Source organism: Duganella fentianensis (assembly GCF_964031615.1).
Taxonomy (GTDB): Bacteria; Pseudomonadota; Gammaproteobacteria; order Burkholderiales; family Burkholderiaceae_D; genus Rugamonas; species Rugamonas fentianensis_A.
The window spans coordinates 99082-116383 of sequence record NZ_CAXIQN010000018.1; the positions used below are offsets into that span (position 1 = coordinate 99082).

Annotated in this window: 12 protein-coding genes; 7 read left to right on the forward strand and 5 right to left on the reverse strand. The window is 61.4% G+C overall.

Going from position 1 to position 17302, the window contains the following annotated elements; translation table 11 throughout:
• Positions 1 to 20: 20 nt before the first annotated feature.
• Positions 21 to 1712, forward strand: coding sequence for an alpha-amylase family glycosyl hydrolase (locus tag ABNT42_RS12150; protein WP_348697283.1), 1692 nt, complete (start codon positions 21 to 23; stop codon positions 1710 to 1712).
• 74 nt (positions 1713 to 1786) lie between these two features.
• Here ABNT42_RS12150 and ABNT42_RS12155 read toward each other — a convergent pair whose 3' ends face one another.
• The 4 genes from ABNT42_RS12155 to ABNT42_RS12170 all read right to left on the reverse strand — a co-directional run bounded on the left by ABNT42_RS12155 (position 1787) and on the right by ABNT42_RS12170 (position 9041).
• Positions 1787 to 2146: a PKD domain-containing protein gene (locus tag ABNT42_RS12155; RefSeq protein WP_348697285.1), complete on the reverse strand. Its 360-nt coding sequence runs from the start codon at positions 2144 to 2146 to the stop codon at positions 1787 to 1789.
• A gap of 46 nt (positions 2147 to 2192) precedes the next feature.
• The gene (locus tag ABNT42_RS12160) at positions 2193 to 4970 is read right to left on the reverse strand and encodes an alpha-1,6-glucosidase domain-containing protein (RefSeq protein ID WP_348697286.1); all 2778 of its coding nucleotides are present in this window, start codon (positions 4968 to 4970) and stop codon (positions 2193 to 2195) included.
• A 118-nt stretch (positions 4971 to 5088) separates the two neighbouring features.
• The gene (locus ABNT42_RS12165; protein ID WP_348697288.1) at positions 5089 to 7359 is read right to left on the reverse strand and encodes a methyl-accepting chemotaxis protein; all 2271 of its coding nucleotides are present in this window, start codon (positions 7357 to 7359) and stop codon (positions 5089 to 5091) included.
• A gap of 128 nt (positions 7360 to 7487) precedes the next feature.
• On the reverse strand, positions 7488 to 9041 hold the full coding sequence (locus ABNT42_RS12170) for an oligopeptide:H+ symporter (protein WP_348697442.1): 1554 nt from the start codon (positions 9039 to 9041) through the stop codon (positions 7488 to 7490).
• 215 nt (positions 9042 to 9256) lie between these two features.
• Here ABNT42_RS12170 and ABNT42_RS12175 point away from each other — a divergent pair, with 215 nt between their 5' ends.
• From ABNT42_RS12175 to ABNT42_RS12190, 4 genes are all read left to right on the forward strand, one after another.
• Positions 9257 to 10894: an alpha-amylase family glycosyl hydrolase gene (locus ABNT42_RS12175; RefSeq protein WP_348697290.1), complete on the forward strand. Its 1638-nt coding sequence runs from the start codon at positions 9257 to 9259 to the stop codon at positions 10892 to 10894.
• A gap of 116 nt (positions 10895 to 11010) precedes the next feature.
• Positions 11011 to 12885 (forward strand): glucokinase, encoded by a 1875-nt coding sequence (locus ABNT42_RS12180; protein ID WP_348697292.1) that lies wholly within the window; start codon positions 11011 to 11013, stop codon positions 12883 to 12885.
• A gap of 300 nt (positions 12886 to 13185) precedes the next feature.
• The gene (locus tag ABNT42_RS12185) at positions 13186 to 13716 is read left to right on the forward strand and encodes a PadR family transcriptional regulator (protein WP_348697294.1); all 531 of its coding nucleotides are present in this window, start codon (positions 13186 to 13188) and stop codon (positions 13714 to 13716) included.
• The gene (locus tag ABNT42_RS12190; RefSeq protein ID WP_348697296.1) at positions 13713 to 14966 is read left to right on the forward strand and encodes an MFS transporter; all 1254 of its coding nucleotides are present in this window, start codon (positions 13713 to 13715) and stop codon (positions 14964 to 14966) included. Before ABNT42_RS12185 ends, ABNT42_RS12190 begins: the two co-directional genes overlap by 4 nt.
• On the opposite strand, the gene ABNT42_RS12195 is transcribed toward ABNT42_RS12190, so the two are convergent.
• Complete coding sequence (locus ABNT42_RS12195) at positions 14963 to 15571, reverse strand: hypothetical protein (protein WP_348697298.1); 609 nt, start codon at positions 15569 to 15571, stop codon at positions 14963 to 14965. The two genes, ABNT42_RS12190 and ABNT42_RS12195, sit on opposite strands and share 4 nt — an antisense overlap.
• Before the next feature lie 151 nt (positions 15572 to 15722).
• Between ABNT42_RS12195 and ABNT42_RS12200 the strand changes: the two genes are divergently transcribed.
• Positions 15723 to 16616, forward strand: coding sequence for a 2-dehydro-3-deoxygalactonokinase (locus ABNT42_RS12200; protein WP_348697300.1), 894 nt, complete (start codon positions 15723 to 15725; stop codon positions 16614 to 16616).
• A 31-nt stretch (positions 16617 to 16647) separates the two neighbouring features.
• Entirely contained in the window at positions 16648 to 17268 is a 621-nt protein-coding gene (locus ABNT42_RS12205; RefSeq protein ID WP_348697302.1) for a 2-dehydro-3-deoxy-6-phosphogalactonate aldolase, read from the forward strand.
• Positions 17269 to 17302: the final 34 nt, after the last annotated feature.

The following is a 17302-nucleotide window of genomic DNA, read 5'->3' on the forward strand; positions in this document are numbered from 1 at the left end:
ACCTACTACAGGACGACAGCATGAAATTGACCCCAATCGCACTCACACTGGCTCTGGCACTGGGCGGCAGCACAGTGGCCAGCGCAGCGCCGCAGGCAGGTAAAGCCACGGTGCAGGCCGCTCGACCATTCTCGTGGGATAACGCGACAGTCTATTTCCTGCTGACGGACCGCTTCAATAACGCTAATAAGGCCAATGATCTGGCCTATGGCCGCAAAGCCGATGCTGCGCCGCTGCGCGGTTTCATGGGCGGTGATCTGGCCGGTATCACGGCGAAAATCCGCGAGGGTTATTTCACCAGTCTGGGCGTGAACGCCATCTGGCTGACGCCGCCCGTGGAGCAGATCCATGCCGGCACTGATGAAGGCACGGGCCAGTCGTATGGCTTCCACGGCTACTGGGCCAGCGACTTCACCGCGGTCGACGCCAATCTGGGCACGGAGCAGGATTTCCGCGATCTGGTCGAAGCGGCGCACCAGCGCGGTATCCGCGTGTTGCTGGACGTGGTGATGAACCACACGGGGCCGGTAACGCAAGCCGATCCCGTGTGGCCGGACGAGTGGGTGCGGACGGGGCCGGCCTGCACTTATAAAGACGCAGCCAGTACCATCAGCTGCACGCTGGTGAAGAATCTACCGGACGTGCGTACGGAAAGCGATACGCCGGTGGCGCTGCCGCCAGCGCTAGTGGCCAAGTGGCAGCGCGAAGGCCGGCTGGAGCGCGAGCAGCGCGAGCTGGACGAGTTCTTTGCGCGCACCGGCTATCCCCGTGCGCCGCGCTACTACCTGATGAAGTGGCATAGCGACTGGGTGCGTAAATACGGTGTGGATGGCTTCCGTGCCGATACGGTAAAGCACGTGGAAGCGCCTGTCTGGAAAGAGCTGCGCAATGTGGCCGATGCCGCGTTCGAAGACTGGAAGCGTGCCAACCCTGCCAAGAAGCTGTCGGATGACCGCTTCTACATGACGGCCGAGGTGTATAACTACCGGCTGGACGATGGTCAGTTGCACGACTTAGGTGGCGGCCAGCAGGCCAACTACTACCAGAACGGCTTCGATAGCCTGATCAACTTCGGCACCGTGGCCGATGCCGAGCAGGATTACGAGAGCATGTTCAGTCGCTATTCCGCCATGCTGCACGGTGGCGCGTTGCAAGGCTATTCGGTGCTTAACTATCTGGCTTCGCATGACTTTGATCGGCCATACGATGCGGCGCGCAAGCGTCCTTTCGTGACGGCCAACAAGCTGCTGCTGGCACCGGGCGCGGCGCAGATCTATTACGGCGACGAGACCGCGCGCAAGCTCGATGTGGCCGATGCCGTGGGCGATGCCAAGCTGCGTTCCTTTATGAACTGGGATGAGCTGAAACAGAATGCCCAGCGTGACGGCTATCGCGTAGGCGAAGTGCGCGCGCACTGGGCCAAGCTGGGCCTGTTCCGTCAGGCGCACATCGCTGTTGGCGCTGGTGTGCATCAGCAACTGCAGGCGCAGCCTTACGTTTTCAAGCGTACTTACAGCAAGGGCGCGCTGCAGGATAAGGTGGTGGTGGCGCTCGATCTGCCGACCGACCGCAGCACCAGCATTGCGCTACATGGCGTATTTGCCGATGGCGCCAAAGTGCGCGACTACTACAGTGGAAAATCTGCCGTGGTGCGTAATGGTCAGGTGAACTTCGGCACGCGCAATGCCGTGCTGCTGATAGGGCAGGACTGATAGTTAGGCAGCGGCAGGGCCGGCGCCGGCGCCGGCTGCATTGCGCGGCAAGCGCTGCACTTAATGCCCCTCGCTTACTGCGCTGTGATCATCACGGTGGACGGCAGGCTATCGAGCTTGCCGTCATTGACGATCAGCGTGGCCACATACACACCCGCCACATCGGGATTGAAGGTTGGTGTCGCCACTTTGGAGTTGAGCAGGTAGGCGGCGCTATTCGCCGGTCTGGATAGCGTCCACGTGTACGACACCAGATCCTGATCGGCATCGGTCGCCGAGCCATTCAGTTTCACCGAAGTTCCCACACTGACGATTTGTGCCGGACCGGCACTGGCCACGGGCGCATGATTCGCCTGCGGCACATAGTCGCCGCCACCGCAGGCACAAAGTAACACTGACAGGAACAGGGCTGCTGCGTAGTGGTGTCTCTTCATGATCTCTTTCCGGATCCATAGGGAGCCGGAAAGATAGCATGATTTTTTAGTACGTTTCTACGAATACCACGGCACTTCGTGGCGGAATTACAAAGGAACCCGTGCCGGCGTCGAACTTGGCTTCCGAGGCCACGCGTTTGTCCGCTGCGGTCATGCTGGTGTGCACCGGATGCAGCTGGTAGCGACGGTTTTTTTCTTCGCTGATCACCAGTTTCTGCACCTGCGTATCGACGTTGATCAGATAGGTAATGGATTTGAACTGGGCACCCGGATAACCGGCGCCTTCAAGGTGGCCCACCAGTACGGTCGGCACCTGCTGGCTACCCGTGTTGTAGAAGCTCAGACGCTGGCGGATTTCCGCCGCGCTGCGCAGACGGAACAGGGTGCTGCTGGCACGGATGCGGAGCAGATCGCGGAAGGCATCGCGCGCAAACGCGATGTCCTGCGGCGTGGGCTTGACGCTGCTGTTGCGCAGTAGCGGCAGGATCAGGTCATAGTCTTTGCCGTTGTCTTCCGCACGGGGCGCACCGATGCCGTAGTAGTTATCCTGATAGGTCCAGTCCAGCCGGTTGAACCAGTCGCCCGACTCGAAGCTGTTACGGTCCAGCGATTTGGAACGCAGAATATCCATGCCTGCGTGGAAGTAGGCCACGCCCTGACTGAAGGCGTTAATTGCAGCACCCAGCATCTGTACGCGCGCGCGCTCGGCACTGCTGGTGTAGGCGGGCAGCTTGAAGGCGTTGATGTCGTACAGCGTCTGGTTGTCGTGGTTCTCCACATAGTTCACCACTTCGCCCGGTTCGCTGGCGTAGCCGGCCGGCTGGTTGCCGCCGTAGATGATGTTCTGCAGCGGCTGCACGCTGTCGTCATAGCGCCGCATGGTGTAACTGCGGATCGAGCCGGCCAGACCGACGCGCACCATGTCGGCCGTCTGCAGCAGATCGGTCACGCTGCGGCGCGCTGCCTGGGTATTGTTGTCGTACACCATGCCGTTGATATAGCCCTGCTGGCTAATCATCTGCAGGCCGCTATCGCCAGCGCCGCCGCCGCGTACGGCATCGCGTGCGCGATCGCTGAAGGTGCCGATGCCGCTGCCGTTGAGCGAGAGTTGCGACGCCTGCACAAAGCGCGCACCATCGGCCACTTCGCCGAAGTTCCAGCCTTCGCCGATCAGGTTGATGTGGCGGCCGGCGGCGCTGTCGACGCGTGCCTGCAGCTGCTCCATGGCGGCGCGTGGCTGATGCCCCATCAGGTCGAAGCGGAACGAGTCGATGTGATACTGCTGCGCCCATAGCGCTACCGAATCGATCATCAGCTTGCCCATCATGCGGTTTTCCGTGGCCGTGTTGTCGCAGCAGGTGGAGCGCTCGACATCGCCATTACCGTTCAAACGGTGGTAGTAGCCCGGTACGATGCGATCGAGTACCGACTTCTCGTTCTGGCCGGCGATGAAGGTATGGTTGTACACCACGTCCATGCCCACCCGCAGACCGGTCTTGTGCAGCGCCTGCACCATCTGGCGGAACTCGATGATGCGGCTAGCGCCATCGGCCGGGTCGCTGGCAAAGCTGCCTTCCGGTGCGCTGTAGTGGTAGGGATCATAGCCCCAGTTGTAGCAGTCGCTGGCTTGAGTACGGGCGATGATGGCCTGTGCTTCGGTATTGTCGGGCGCCAGTCCGGCCGGTATCTGCGGCGTGACGCAACCCTGTTCCGGCACGCTGCCGATATCGAATACGGGCAGCAGGTGGATATCCGTCATGCCGGCTTTGCTGAGCGCCGTCAGATGCTGCATGCCGTTGCTGGCGCTTTCCGTGAAAGCGCCATACTTGCCGCGGTTGGCAACGCTGACGCTGGCATCGTTGATGGAAAAATCGCGTACATGCAGTTCGTACACCGTCATGTCGGGCTGGAAGTAGACCCGTTTGGGGCGGTGCTCGCGTTCCCAGCCGGCCGGTTTCAGGCGAGCCGCATTCAGATCGGCGATATAGCTGCGGCGTGAATCCGTGGTCAGGCTGACGGAGTACGGGTCAGTCACCAGATTGCGTACCAGTCCTGTGGAAGGGGCGATGACATCGACGACGTAGCGGTAGTACTGGCCATCCTGTGCGGCGCCAGTCTGCAGCGACCAGACGCCGGTTGCACTGTCGCGCTGCATGGGCAGGATGCTGCTGGCCGCCGCCGCGCCGCTGGCATAGGTGCAGACGGAGACTTGCTGGGCAGTAGGCGCCCATAGCTTGAAGCCCACGCTAGCGGGCGCGCCAGTGCCGACGCTAACGCCCAGGTCGCCCACATCCGCCGCAGCGGCATACAGATCATCCAGCACGCCGGCCAGCTGCAGGCCGGTGGCATCGCGCACTTTGCCGTCGGCGCTTTCCTGCACCAGTAGCAGCTGGCCGGTCAGCAGTTGCGGCAGACGTGCGCTATCGGCAGCGGCCAGTTGTAACTGGGCGCCACGGCCGACGAAGCGGAAGCGCTGTGCCAGCGCTTCTGGCAGCGCGGCACTGGCGGGATTGAGCGTGAGGGCCAGTTCGGCGCCCCGCACGGCAGCACCGCGTACGGCGCTGATGACAGGACTGCTGGCGTAGTACAGTTTGAACACGCCATCACTGGCGCTGGTGCCGGTATTGGGCCATTGTATGGTCTGGCGATCCAGCCAGTAGGCACGGGCATCGCTGGCTGGCGCGGCCTGCAGGGTGGTGGCGTAAGGGCCGTCGCAGGCGGCTAGCGCGGGGGTAGCCGCGCTGGCGTGGCCGGACAGCGCCGTGGCGCCGCCCAGAGTGAGGCCGGCGGCGAAACGCCACACGGCACGGGGATGAGCAGCCATACAAGTCTCCGAAACGTTAGAATTTTCGTAGTGCAGTTACAAAATCAGGTGCAATACGCTTGGATTTGCCGGTTATGGTAATCCAAAATCTGTAGTTTTGATACTTGATGGCTGTTTTTTACTCGAAACCTACGCGTTTTGCACCGGACAGCACTTCCACTACTTCGGTCGTCGCCTTGGAGAATGGCGTGCCATGGCCCAGTGCCTGTTCGGCGCGCAGGTACTCGCCCTTGTTGATCAATTCGCCCACCTGACCGGCGATGCGGTGGAAGCGTGCGTGCTTGTCGATCAGGGTCACGAAGCTGGGGCGGCCGCTCAGGCGCTGGCCGTCGCCGTAGATCCATTTGCCCAGTGCGCAGCAGTCATCGCGCTCCAGCGTCTTGACGTCGATCTGGTCGCCTTTTTCGATGGCGTCGCGCAGTTTGACTTTCCACTGGCGGTGCGCATCGATGATGCTGTCCACGTCGACGCCTTCCACCAGCTTGCCGGCGCCCTTGCCGGGCAGGCGGAATTCATCCACCTGTGCCGCCAGATGGATGGCCACATCACGCTGGGTGCCGGCCGAGGCAGCCGTTTCTTCCACCAGCTGGGCGTTGGCCTGCGTGTTGCGATCCAGTTCGGCCACAGCTTCGCCGATCTGGCCTATGCCCAGACTCTGTTCGCGCGCACCGTTGGCGACGTCGTCCAGCAGGGTCTTGATCTGTGCCGCGTTGGCGACGATTTCCGTAATGGTCTGGCCGGCCTGACGTACCACGTCCGTACCGGCCCGGACTTCCTGCGAGCTCTGGGTAATCAGCGCCTTGATTTCGCGCGCTGCTTCGGCACTGCGGCCGGCCAGCGCCCGTACTTCCGTCGCCACCACGGCGAAGCCGCGCCCCTGTTCGCCGGCACGCGCTGCTTCGACAGCGGCGTTCAGCGCCAGAATATTGGTCTGGAAGGCGATGCCATCGATCACGCTGATGATTTCGCTGATTTTTTTCGACGACGCTTCGATGCCTTCCATGGTCACCACCACGTTCTGCATCACGTCGCCGCCACGGGTGGCGGCGCTGGCGTTTTCGATCGAAATGGCGGAAGCCTGACGTACCGAATCGGCCGTCATCTGCACGGTGGAGATGGTCTGTTCCAGCGCGGCCGAGGACTGTTCCAGCGCCGAAGCGGCCGCCTCGGTGCGGCTGGATAGATTGCGCGTGCCGTCGGCAATGTCGATACTCGACGCCACCACCTGATCGCTGGCCTTCTGTACGGCTGCCACGGTATCGCGTAAGGCCTTCTGCATATTGGTCAGTTCGCGCAGCATGCCGGCCAGTTCATCGTGGCCAGTAGGTTTGATGTCTGAACGCAGATCGCCCATGGAAATGGCGATCAGTTCGCGCCGCAGTTTCTTGAAGCCGCTCTGCATGGAATTGTAGAAGCCGACGAACAGATAGGCCGACAGCAGAATCGCAATCAGGCACAGGGTCAGGGTGGCATACAGTGCCGTGCGCGAACTCGCTTCGCGTTCGGCCAGCATGGTGTCCAGCACGGCCAGATTGGCGGCAATATCTTCGAACTGCAGTTTGATGGCGTTGCTGACCTGTGCACCGAAGGCGTTGCGGTCGCCTGCCACTTCGCTCTGGCCGTAGGGGAAGCTGCTGCGCAGCAGCGTGGCCAGCGCGTTCAGCGCCGCTTCGCTTTCGCTGCGCTGGGCGCTGGCATATTGCGGTTTGAACGCGGCAACGATGGCGCGGTCCTGTTTGGCCTGACGCTGCTCGTGTTCGATAATGGCCTGCAGACGCTGGATCTGGGCGTTCTGCTGCGGCGTGATCGTGCCTGCTTTCAGGGCGTTGCGGCCCAGTGTGCGCAGCTCGGACAGGCGATCGATCACCTGCGGGGCGTGCAGCAGGGCAGCGCTCATCAGGTGGTAGCTATCGAGTGCCGGATCGAGCGACAGATCGGAATTATCCAGTGCTCCTTCGGCCAGTCGCACCAGCGCCAGATCGAGGGCGCGCAGTTTCTGTGCCGCGTCTTCGCCAGAGCTGAAATTGCCTTGCGCGACCCGATAGGCTTCGCGCACATTGACCATGTCGGCTTTGGTGCCGAGCGCATTGGCCGATCCCGTTTCTACGCTGTCGAGTTTCTGCAAGGCGCTGTCGAACGCGCTGCGGGCGGCACTCAGTTCGGGCGCTGCTTCGCCATCAGCAGCATTGCGCGCCTGCAGGCGCCAGCTAATGGCCGCTTCGCGGGCCTGTAGCAGCGGCGACATGAGGCTTATGCCCAGCCGTTCCTTGCGGACCGTGCGCAAATCCTGCGTGGCGGCCGCGTTATAGCTGTAGAACAGCCAGATCAGGGGAATCAGGAAGCTGACGCTAATCAGCAGGAATTTGCCCGGCAGGCGCATGGTACGCATAAGCCGGGCGCCGGGACGCCAGAGGGGGAGGGATAAAAACTGGCTGATGACTTTCTTCATGCAGGGCTCGCAAAATAAGTAACTCCCTTATTTTGCTCCCCTGCGGCAACAATTAATAGTGAAACCAGTTAACTCATAGTTTCTTTCCGATAATTATCGACCATCTTGTAGCGTGTGGCATACAGCGCAAACAGTGCTGCCACCAGCATTGCGAAGGCGGCGAAGAAGAACATCTGGAAGGCAATCGGACTCATGCCACTGCTGGCAATTTGCGCGCTGACGGTTTCGTTCTTCACGCCAGAATTGACAATAAGCACCCAAAGGTTCCCTACGGTAACGGCTAGGTACCAGAAACTGAGGATGATGCCCTTCATGGTGGCGGGGGCCTGACTATAGGCAAACTCCAGACCGGTGGCCGATACCAGCACTTCGCCCAGCGTCAGCAGGGCGTAGGGCAGCAACTGCCACAGGATGGAAATCTTGTCGCCGCCATCGAGCTGCAATTGCAGCAGGCCCACCACCACCCATGCCAGTGCCGACAGGGCGATGCCCATGCCCATGCGGCGCAGTGGGGTAGGGGTGATGCCGATGGCGCGCATCAGCGGGAACAGGGCGAGGTTGTTGAACGGGATCAGCAGCATCACCAGAATTGGATTGACTGCCTGCATCTGCGCGGGCAGCAGGGTGAATTCCCAGCCGAACAGCGACAGCAGCGGGCTGTGCATGGTGTTGGCCTGCACGATCCAGGTCGAGGCTTTCTGGTCGAACAGCGACCAGAACGGGGTAATCATGGCAAACACGATCAGGATGCGCAGCACGGCGCGCACGCCTTCCACCGCTTCATCCGTATGCAGGCCGCGCGCACGCTCCAGTTGCAGCGATACACCGATGCCGCCAAAGGCCAGCAGCAGCACCAGTGCCGTGCAGGCGGCAATCACGAAGCCCCATTGCGGCGTCATGGCCAGCGATGCCAGCGCGCCCACTGCACCGGCGCCCGCCACCATCAGGCCGGGACGGCCCTGACCCTCACGCTTGGCCAGCAAGGCGGTACGGGCCACGCTGCTGAAGGCGTTCGGATCTGGCTTGGCCGGTGGCACATGGACGTATTTGCGTTTTCCCAGCCAGAACACGAAGGTGGCCACGGCCATCAGCAGGCCGGGGATACCGAAAGCGACGGCAGGACCGTAGTCGCGCAGGAATACGGGCATCAGCAGCGAAGCGAAGAAGGAACCGAAGTTGATGATCCAGTAGAAGGCGTCGAATACCAGCTTGGCGCGGTTCTTGTTGGTCTGGTCGAACTGGTCGCCCACAAAGGCTACCACCAGCGGCTTGATGCCGCCCGAGCCGAAGGCAATCAGGCCCAGCCCCAGATAGAAGCCCTGGAGGTTATCTTCGAAGATGGCCAGGCAGGCGTGGCCGGCCACGTAGATCAGGCTGAACCAGAACACCGTGTTGTACTTGCCGAAGAAGCGGTCGGCCAGCCAGCCGCCTAGCAGGGGGAAGAAATAGACCCCGATCACAAAGGTGTGGAAGACGTGCTTGGCCTCGGCCGGACGGTCGCCCAGCGGAATGAATAGCAGCAGGGTACTCAGCAGGAAAGGCGTGAGGATGTTGCGCATGCCATAGAAGCTGAAACGTTCGCAGCCCTCGTTGGCAATGATGTAGGGAATCTGTCGGGGCATAGGCCCGTTACCGTGATCGCTCACTGTGTTTCTCCTGATTTGTGTAGTTTGACTACTATTTTTTAGAAATGAATTTTCTGTAAAAATTCTATGTTATTGATTTTAAACGGATAAGTTGCAAAATCTGCGGTGTGGTTAGCAATTGAAAATTATAGATTCGTGATGTATATTATCTACAAACATAATCCACTACCAAGCCCACCCCGGATTCTCATATGACCAAGCAACTTACACAAGTCTCTCCTCACGCGTCGGACTGGTATCGCGAAGCGATTATTTACCAGATTTATCCGCGCAGTTTCATGGATACCAATGGTGATGGGGTGGGGGATTTGCCGGGGATTACGTCCAAGCTGGACTATATCGCATCGCTGGGCGTGGACATCGTGTGGATTTCGCCGTTCTTCAAATCGCCCATGAAGGACTTCGGCTACGACATCTCCGATTACTGCGATGTGGATCCGATGTTCGGCACGCTGGCCGACTTTGACAGCATGATCGCCAAGGCGCACAGCCTGGGCCTGAAGATTATGATCGATCAGGTAATGTCGCATACGGCCGAGGAGCACCCGTGGTTCAAGGAGAGCCGTTCCAGCCGCGATAATCCTAAAGCCGACTGGTATGTGTGGGCTGATCCTGCACCCGATGGCAACCCGCCCAATAACTGGATGTCGGTGTTCGGCGGCTCCTCGTGGCAGTGGGATACGCGCCGTCGTCAATACTATTTACATAATTTCCTCACCAGCCAGCCGGATCTGAACTTCCATAGTCCGGCCGTGCAGCAGGCGCACCTCGATGCGTTGCGCTTCTGGCTCGAGCGCGGCGTGGACGGCATTCGTCTGGACGCCTGCAATTTCCACTTCCACGACACTGAATTGCGCAGCAATCCGCCCGCCACCAACCGTGATACGGCGACTGTATCGGATGTGAACCCGTACGGCATGCAGGCCCACATCTACGACAAGAGCCGGCCGGAGAATCTGGCTTTCCTGCAGAAGCTGCGCGCGCTGCTGAATGAGTACAAGGCCGTGGCGATCGGTGAAGTGGGGGCCGATGATTCGCTGGCCGTGATGGCCGAATACACGGCCGATGGCGACAAGCTGCACATGGCCTACAGCTTCAACCTGCTGGTGCCGCAATGCTCGGCCCATTACATCCGTCAGCAGGTGGAGAATTTCGAAGCCCGTGTAAAAGGCGGCTGGGCCTCGTGGTCGGTCGGCAATCACGACGTGCAGCGCGTGGCCACCCGCTGGGGCGGCCCTGAAGCACCGGCTGCTTTCGCCAAGATGATACTGGCCATGCAGCTGTCGCTGAAAGGTACGCCATGTCTGTATCAGGGTGATGAGCTGGCGTTTGCCGAAGCCGATGTGCCGTTCGAACTGCTACAGGACCCGTACGGCATCACCTTCTGGCCCGAGTTCAAAGGCCGCGACGGCTGCCGCACCCCGATCGCATGGAGCGATGCCGAGCATGGTGGCTTCACTACGGGCAAACCGTGGCTGCCCGTCTCGCCTGACCATCTGGCCAAGGCCGCGTCGAAACAGGAAGGCGATGCGCAATCGTCACTGGAATTTACCCGCCGCTTCATCGCATGGCGGCGCCAGTTCCCGCAACTGACGCGCGGCGGCATCGAATTCTTCGACGCACCGGAACCCGTGCTGGCGCTGCGCCGCGATGCAGAAGGTGAGCGCAGCATCATCGCCGTCTTCAATCTCAGTGCTGCGCCAGTCAGCTGCTCGCTGCCACAGGCCGCAGGTGCCGAACAGCTGGCCGGCTATGGCCTGCCCGGTTCGGTGCAGAACGGTCAGGTCGAGCTGCCTGCCTTTGGCGCGTGGTTCGGTTACGCCGCCTGATGCTGTAGTAGACAAGCCGGAGATTTGGCATCGCCACGGCCTTGCCTTGGCGCTGCGGCTTTTTAACATCGGGTATTTCGGGTATGCTTCCGCCAACTGTTTTAACTGTATAGACAATGAAACAAGCCGAAGTGGATCAAAAACTGAACCGTACCGCCTTTGCTGATGGCCCGCGCCTGCTGGCCGACATTGGTGCGACCCATGCCCGCTTTGCCCTGCAGACGGCGCCCGGCGAGTTCCGCGCGGTGCGCGTACTCAAGTGCGACGACTACACCGACATCGTCGCCATGCTGCGTTCCTATCTGGCCGACCATGCCGACCTGACGCTGAACCACGCCGCACTGGCCGTGGCCAATCCCGTCAGTGGCGACTATGTGCGCATGACCAACCGCGCGTGGGAATTTTCCACCGACGAAGTGCGGCGCGCGCTGGGATTGCACACGCTGCTGGTGGTGAACGACTTTACTGCGCTGGCGATGTCGCTGCCGGGTCTGAAATCGTCCGACCTGATGCAGGTAGGCGGCGGCAAGCCGGCTTCCAATTCCGTCATCGGCGTGCTGGGTCCCGGCACGGGTCTCGGGGTGTCGGGCGTGATCCCGACGGTGGATGGTTTTGTCACGCTGGGTTCGGAAGGTGGTCACACCAACTTTGCCCCGGCCGACGAACGCGAATACGCGATTCTGCAATACGCATGGCAGACCTGGTCGCACGTCTCGACCGAGCGTCTGATCTCCGGCCCCGGCATGGAAATCATCTACCGCGCCATCGCCAAGCGCAATGGCCGGCAAGTGCGTGATCTGACCTCGCAGGAAATCATGGCCGGCGCGCTGACCGATAAAGACCCGCTGTGCATGGAAGTGCTGGAATGCTTCTGCGCCATGCTGGGTGGTGCCAGCGCCAATCTGGCGGTCACGCTGGGCGCCTTCGGCGGCGTGTTCATTGGCGGCGGCATCGTACCGCGCATGGGCGAGTGGTTTGCCAGCTCGCCGTTCCGCGCCCGCTTCGAAGCCAAGGGCCGTTTCACCAGCTATCTGGCCGAGATCCCGACCTATGTGATTACCACGCCGAATCCGGCCTTCTACGGCGTAGCGACGATTTTGTCCGAGCACCTGCGCGGCCGCAGCGGTGCCAACACCCTGATGGAAAGGGTGCAGCATCTGCAGCATGAGCTGACGCCGGCCGAACAGCGCGTAGCGCAGTTGGTGCTGGAGCAGCCACGCCTCGTGCTGAACGAACCGATTGCCGATATCGCCCGACTGGCCGAAGTGAGCCAGCCGACCGTGATCCGCTTCTGCCGCTCGCTGGGCTTCCTTGGACTGGCCGACTTCAAACTGAAGTTTGCCAGCAGCCTGACGGGCGCCATCCCGGTGCGTCACAGTCAGGTGCGGGTCAGCGACAGCACGCACGACCTGAGCGCCAAAGTGATCGACAACACCGTATCGGCGATTCTGAAATTCCGCGACCAGCTCGATGTGCGCTCGCTCGACAAAGCGATTGCACTGGTGGCCAAAGCCAAGCGCGTCGAGTTTTACGCCATGGGCAATTCGCGTGTAGTGGCGCTGGACGGTCAGCACAAATTCTTCCGCTTCCGCATTCCCACTTCGGCGTATGGCGATTCGCACCTGCTGACGCTGGCGGCCGAGTTGCTCAATCCGGGCGACGTCGTGATCGCCATTTCGAATTCGGGCCGCCTGCCCGAGTTGCTGGAAGCAGTGGATGCAGCGCGCGCCGCGGGTGCCGACGTCATCGCCATCACCTCCAGCAATTCGCCGCTGGCCAAGAAAGCCAGCGTGTGTCTGGCGGTGGATCACAGCGAAGACAGCACCACCTTCCTATCGATGATCTCGCGCATATTGCAGCTGCTACTGATCGACATCCTCTCGGTCGGCATCTCGCTCGACGCGCAGAACTCGCGACTGGTGGTCGAGCACAAAGCCAGCGGCGGTGACGCCGAAAACCGCCGCCTACTGATCTCCCACCTCGACGGCTAATCTCCCCACCGTCAATTCGGGGTCAGGTCTGTCATTCGGACATTGCCCGCACACTGTTGAGCAAACTCAAGACGCCTTCAATTTCGCGCTTCAAGCGTGAGATTGAAGGCGTCTTTGATTTTTTACGTCCGTATTGAGCTGGCTCAATCTAACGGGGCGACTGTCCGAATGACAGATCTGACCCCGAATCTTGACCCCGAATTTTTCTTGCATTCTTTAGAAAAGAGTTTAAGATATATCTTATTAAGTTATATCGTAAGAAGATATTACTTAAGTTGCCATATCTTAAGGAGCTCTATCATGTTTAAATTTTCACATCATCAGCATCGCCATCACGCCAGCCATGGCGAACATCACGGTCTGCGTGGCGGTGGCCGCGGCCGTGGCCCGAAAATGTTCGATGCGGGCGCCATGCGCTATATCGTGCTGCAGCTGATCGCGGAGAAACCACGTCACGGCTATGAAATCATCAAGGAACTCGAGCAGCGTTCGGGCGGCGCCTATACGCCTAGCCCGGGCGCTATCTATCCGCTGCTGTCTATGCTGCTCGATATGGGCCATGTGGTCGCCAGTGCCGACGGCAATAAGAAGCTGCACACGATTACGCCGGAAGGCGAGGCGTTTCTGGCCGAGAACCGCCAATTCGTCGATGCGATCCAGAAGCGCATGGGCGATCCGGCCGATGCGCGCGATGATCTGCGCACCCTCATGCATGAACTGAAACATGCGGTGATTACGCAGGCGCAGGATTTCCAGTCCAATCCGCAGCGGCTCGATGCCATCCGCGCCGTGCTGCGTCGCGCGACGGCAGAGATTCAGGGGCTGGAATGAGTCCGAGTGCCGCTACTTCGGCCGGTGTACTGGCACCGGCGCGCGAGCGCATCGTGCTGTGGCTGCTGGCGCTGACCCAGTTCACCGTCATCATGGATTTCATGGTGATGATGCCGCTGGCGCCCCAGCTGATGCGCGCCTTCGATATCTCGCCGGCGGCCGTTTCGGGCGCCGTGTCGGCCTATGCGTGGTGCGCCGGTATCTCCGGCCTGCTCGCTTCGATGTATATCGACCGCTTTGACCGCAAGCGTCTGCTGCTGACCATGTTCGCGCTGTTCACTGTGTCGAATCTGGCCTGCGCGCTGGCGCCCAGCTTCCATGTGCTGGTGCTGTCGCGCGCCTTCGCCGGCCTGACGGGCGGGGTGCTCGCTTCCATCATCATGGCCATCATCGGCGATCTGATACCCGCCGAGCGGCGTGGTGCGGCCACCGGCATCGTCATGACGTCCTTCAGTCTGGCTGCCGTGGCGGGCGTGCCCACCGGTGTGATGCTGGCCGCCCACTTTGGCTGGGCCTCGCCGTTCTATCTGCTGGTGCTGTTCTCGCTGCTGATCTGGGCGGCTGCCTGGCGCGTGCTGCCTGCGCTGGATGGCCATCTGGCGCGCCGTGTGCCGCTGGCGCAGGTGCTGCCCGAACTGCTGGCGCTGTACCGCGTGCCGGGACACCAGAAGGCCTTTCTGCTGTCCGGCGTGAATATGCTGACGGGGATGCTGGTAATCCCTTTCATTTCGCCTGTGCTGGTGAATAACATCGGCGTGCAGCCGGCGGAAATCACTTTCGTGTATCTGGCCGGCGGGGTGGCGACTTTGTTCAGCGCGCGCCGCATCGGCCGCTGGTCCGACCGCGCCGGCGCCCAGTTCGTCTACCGCGCGGTGGCGCTGCTTTCGCTGCCGCCGATATTGTTCATGACCCATATGCCGCAGCTTCCCCTGTGGGGCGTGCTGCTGTTCTTCCCGTTCTTCATGATGGCGCTATCAGGGCGGAATATTCCGTTGCAGGCGCTGATGACGACGGTGCCACAGCCGGCACGGCGCGGTGCTTTCCTCAGCACTAACTCGGCGATCCAGTCTATGGGCAATGGGGTGGGGGCGCTACTGGGCGGTCTGCTGCTGCAGACGGATGCGGGCGGGCATATCAGCGGTTATGGCCTGAACGGCTGGCTGGCCGTAGGGCTGACGCTGTTTTCCGTATTCTGGATAGGGCGGGTGGGTGCCGGCATGGCGCCAGCACCACAAGCGGTCAAAGCTTAACCGTCAATGCTGGTGCGCTTGGACGGGTGTTTTTCACGCCGCCAGCGCGCCAGACTGATCACTTCGTCGGTGCTGGCATCTTCCACCAGAATTTCGTCGTCGCTGGACGAGACGAGGAAGCTTTCCCAGCGCTGGGCCGCTTCGCTGCTGTTATCGACGAAGCTGAACTGGTAATACAGTTTGCCGTTCAGCTTGCGTGGCGTGGGGTCGTATTCGATCAGCGCGCCACGCGATTTGCCAGCCGAATTCTTTTCGATGATGGCCGACCAGGCCTGCAGTTCCGGCAGCGCCATCAGGGCGGCGGCGCTCTGTTCCTTGCTGTGCAGGTGATGGGCTTCGGCCGTGACAACCGGTGCCGGTGCGCTGCTGGCACGCGCTACGCTGGCCGTGGCGGCTGGGGCGCTGGCGACACTGCTGCTAGCGCTGGCGGCCGGCAGGGACGGTGCGGTGACGTTCGGTGCACCAGCCTGCGTCTGGTTTGCGAAATAAAGCCCTCCACCCAGTAGGGTCGCTCCGGCGATTACGCCTGCGAGAAACAGATTTCGGGAGGACTGGGTATGCGATTCCATAAACTTGCGGGCCTGGGCAATATTATTGTCGGCCATACTAAACCAAAGCCACTTCAGGGGCAACGATTTCGGGGCATTTTCGCCCTCGCCTATACTATTTTCGTATTACTCGGACGAGATAATTCATTGGAAGCGTTAGCTAGTTTTCCTTACCATGGCTGCAGCATCTGCATAGGGAAACTGCAACGTGGACAAACAAATTCTGGCGGTAGACTGGGGCACCAGTAACCGCCGCGCTTATCTGATCGATCAACAGGGCCAGTGTCTGGCCGAACATGAAGATGGTCTGGGCATGCTGGCTGTGGGCGGACGCGAACGCTTTAGCGACGCGCTGACGCTGCTATGCCAGAACATGGGCGTGGCCGATCACGTGCCGGTGGTGATGTCCGGTATGGTGGGCAGCGCTTCCGGCTGGCAGGAGGTCGATTACCTCGATAGCGCCATTCCGGTGCAGCTTTTGCCGGCCCATCTGGCGGCACTGCAGGACCCTGCATGGGCGGGCCGCTGCCACATCGTACCGGGCTACCGTTACCGCAGCGGTGCTGCGGTGGATGTGATGCGTGGCGAAGAGACCCAGTTGCTGGGCGCTGTGGCGCTAGGCCACCGTGATGGCTGGCTGGTGCTACCCGGCACCCATAGCAAATGGGTGCTGCTGCGCGACGGTTTGATCCAGTCGCTGTCCACCTATATGACGGGCGAACTGTTTGCCATGCTGTCGGCTGGCGGCACGCTGTCGGCCATGATGAAAGGTGACGCCGCCGACGCCGAAGGCTATGCCATCGGTCTGCAGCAGGCGGCGCGCGGCGAGCCCCTGTCCAACACGCTGTTCCGCGTACGTGCCGGTGTGGTGGCCAAGGCGGCGCCGGCCTCGCAGGCGGCAGCCGTGGTCAGCGGCCTGCTGATCGGTGCCGAGTTCACGGCGGCGGCCCATTCCGTCGCGGCCGGTAGCGGGATTACCGTGATCGGCAGTCCGGCACTGGCGCAGCGCTACGCGCAAGCGGCCAGTCATTTCAATCTGCCCTGCACGGTGCTCGATCCGCACCGTGTGTATCGCGCCGCCGCCCAGCAGTTTTTCCTGTGATCGCTTTGTGATTTTTTTGATAGAAGACACCATGCCTATGTCCCATCCTGCTGTACCGCTGGTCGCGATCCTGCGCGGCCTGGCTCCCGAAGATGCTATCGCCGTCGGCGAGGTGCTGTATCAGGCGGGTTTCCGCGCGCTGGAAGTGCCACTCAACCGCCCCGGTGCGCTGGAGTCCATTGCTGCGCTGGTGCAGCGCTTCCCTGACGCGCTGGTAGGCGGCGGTACCATGCTGACCGTGCCGCACGTGGAAGCCGTGTATGCGGCCGGTGGCCGTCTGCTGGTATCGCCGAATTGCGTGCCGGCCGTGATCAGCCGCGCGGCCGAACTGGGCATGTACTGTGCACCGGGCGTGGCCACGCCGACGGAAGCCTTTGCGGCACTCGATGCCGGCGCCCATGCGCTGAAGATCTTCCCTTGCGATATGGTGGGCCACGCGGGCCTGAAAGCGTTCAACAGCGTGCTGCCGGCCGGTACGCCAGTGTGGCCGGTAGGCGGCATCACGCCGGATAACATGGCAGGCTGGAAGCAGGCCGGTGCCACCGGCTTTGGCATCGGCGGCCAGTTGTACACGCCCGGTATCGCGCTGGACGAATTGCAGCGCCGCGCCGAGGCCTATATGAGCCAGTGGCGCAGTCTGGCCGCGCTGTAATAGGCCAGTTGGTCTGCAGTTTAGCTTTATGATG

Coding starts and splice junctions, on each gene's coding strand:
- ABNT42_RS12150 (WP_348697283.1), top strand. CDS start 21: ATGAAATTGACCCCAATCGCACTCACACTGGCTCTGGCACTGGGCGGC.
- ABNT42_RS12155 (WP_348697285.1), bottom strand. CDS start 2,146: ATGAAGAGACACCACTACGCAGCAGCCCTGTTCCTGTCAGTGTTACTT.
- ABNT42_RS12160 (WP_348697286.1), bottom strand. CDS start 4,970: ATGGCTGCTCATCCCCGTGCCGTGTGGCGTTTCGCCGCCGGCCTCACT.
- ABNT42_RS12165 (WP_348697288.1), bottom strand. CDS start 7,359: ATGCGTACCATGCGCCTGCCGGGCAAATTCCTGCTGATTAGCGTCAGC.
- ABNT42_RS12170 (WP_348697442.1), bottom strand. CDS start 9,041: ATGCCCCGACAGATTCCCTACATCATTGCCAACGAGGGCTGCGAACGT.
- ABNT42_RS12175 (WP_348697290.1), top strand. CDS start 9,257: ATGACCAAGCAACTTACACAAGTCTCTCCTCACGCGTCGGACTGGTAT.
- ABNT42_RS12180 (WP_348697292.1), top strand. CDS start 11,011: ATGAAACAAGCCGAAGTGGATCAAAAACTGAACCGTACCGCCTTTGCT.
- ABNT42_RS12185 (WP_348697294.1), top strand. CDS start 13,186: ATGTTTAAATTTTCACATCATCAGCATCGCCATCACGCCAGCCATGGC.
- ABNT42_RS12190 (WP_348697296.1), top strand. CDS start 13,713: ATGAGTCCGAGTGCCGCTACTTCGGCCGGTGTACTGGCACCGGCGCGC.
- ABNT42_RS12195 (WP_348697298.1), bottom strand. CDS start 15,571: ATGGCCGACAATAATATTGCCCAGGCCCGCAAGTTTATGGAATCGCAT.
- ABNT42_RS12205 (WP_348697302.1), top strand. CDS start 16,648: ATGCCTATGTCCCATCCTGCTGTACCGCTGGTCGCGATCCTGCGCGGC.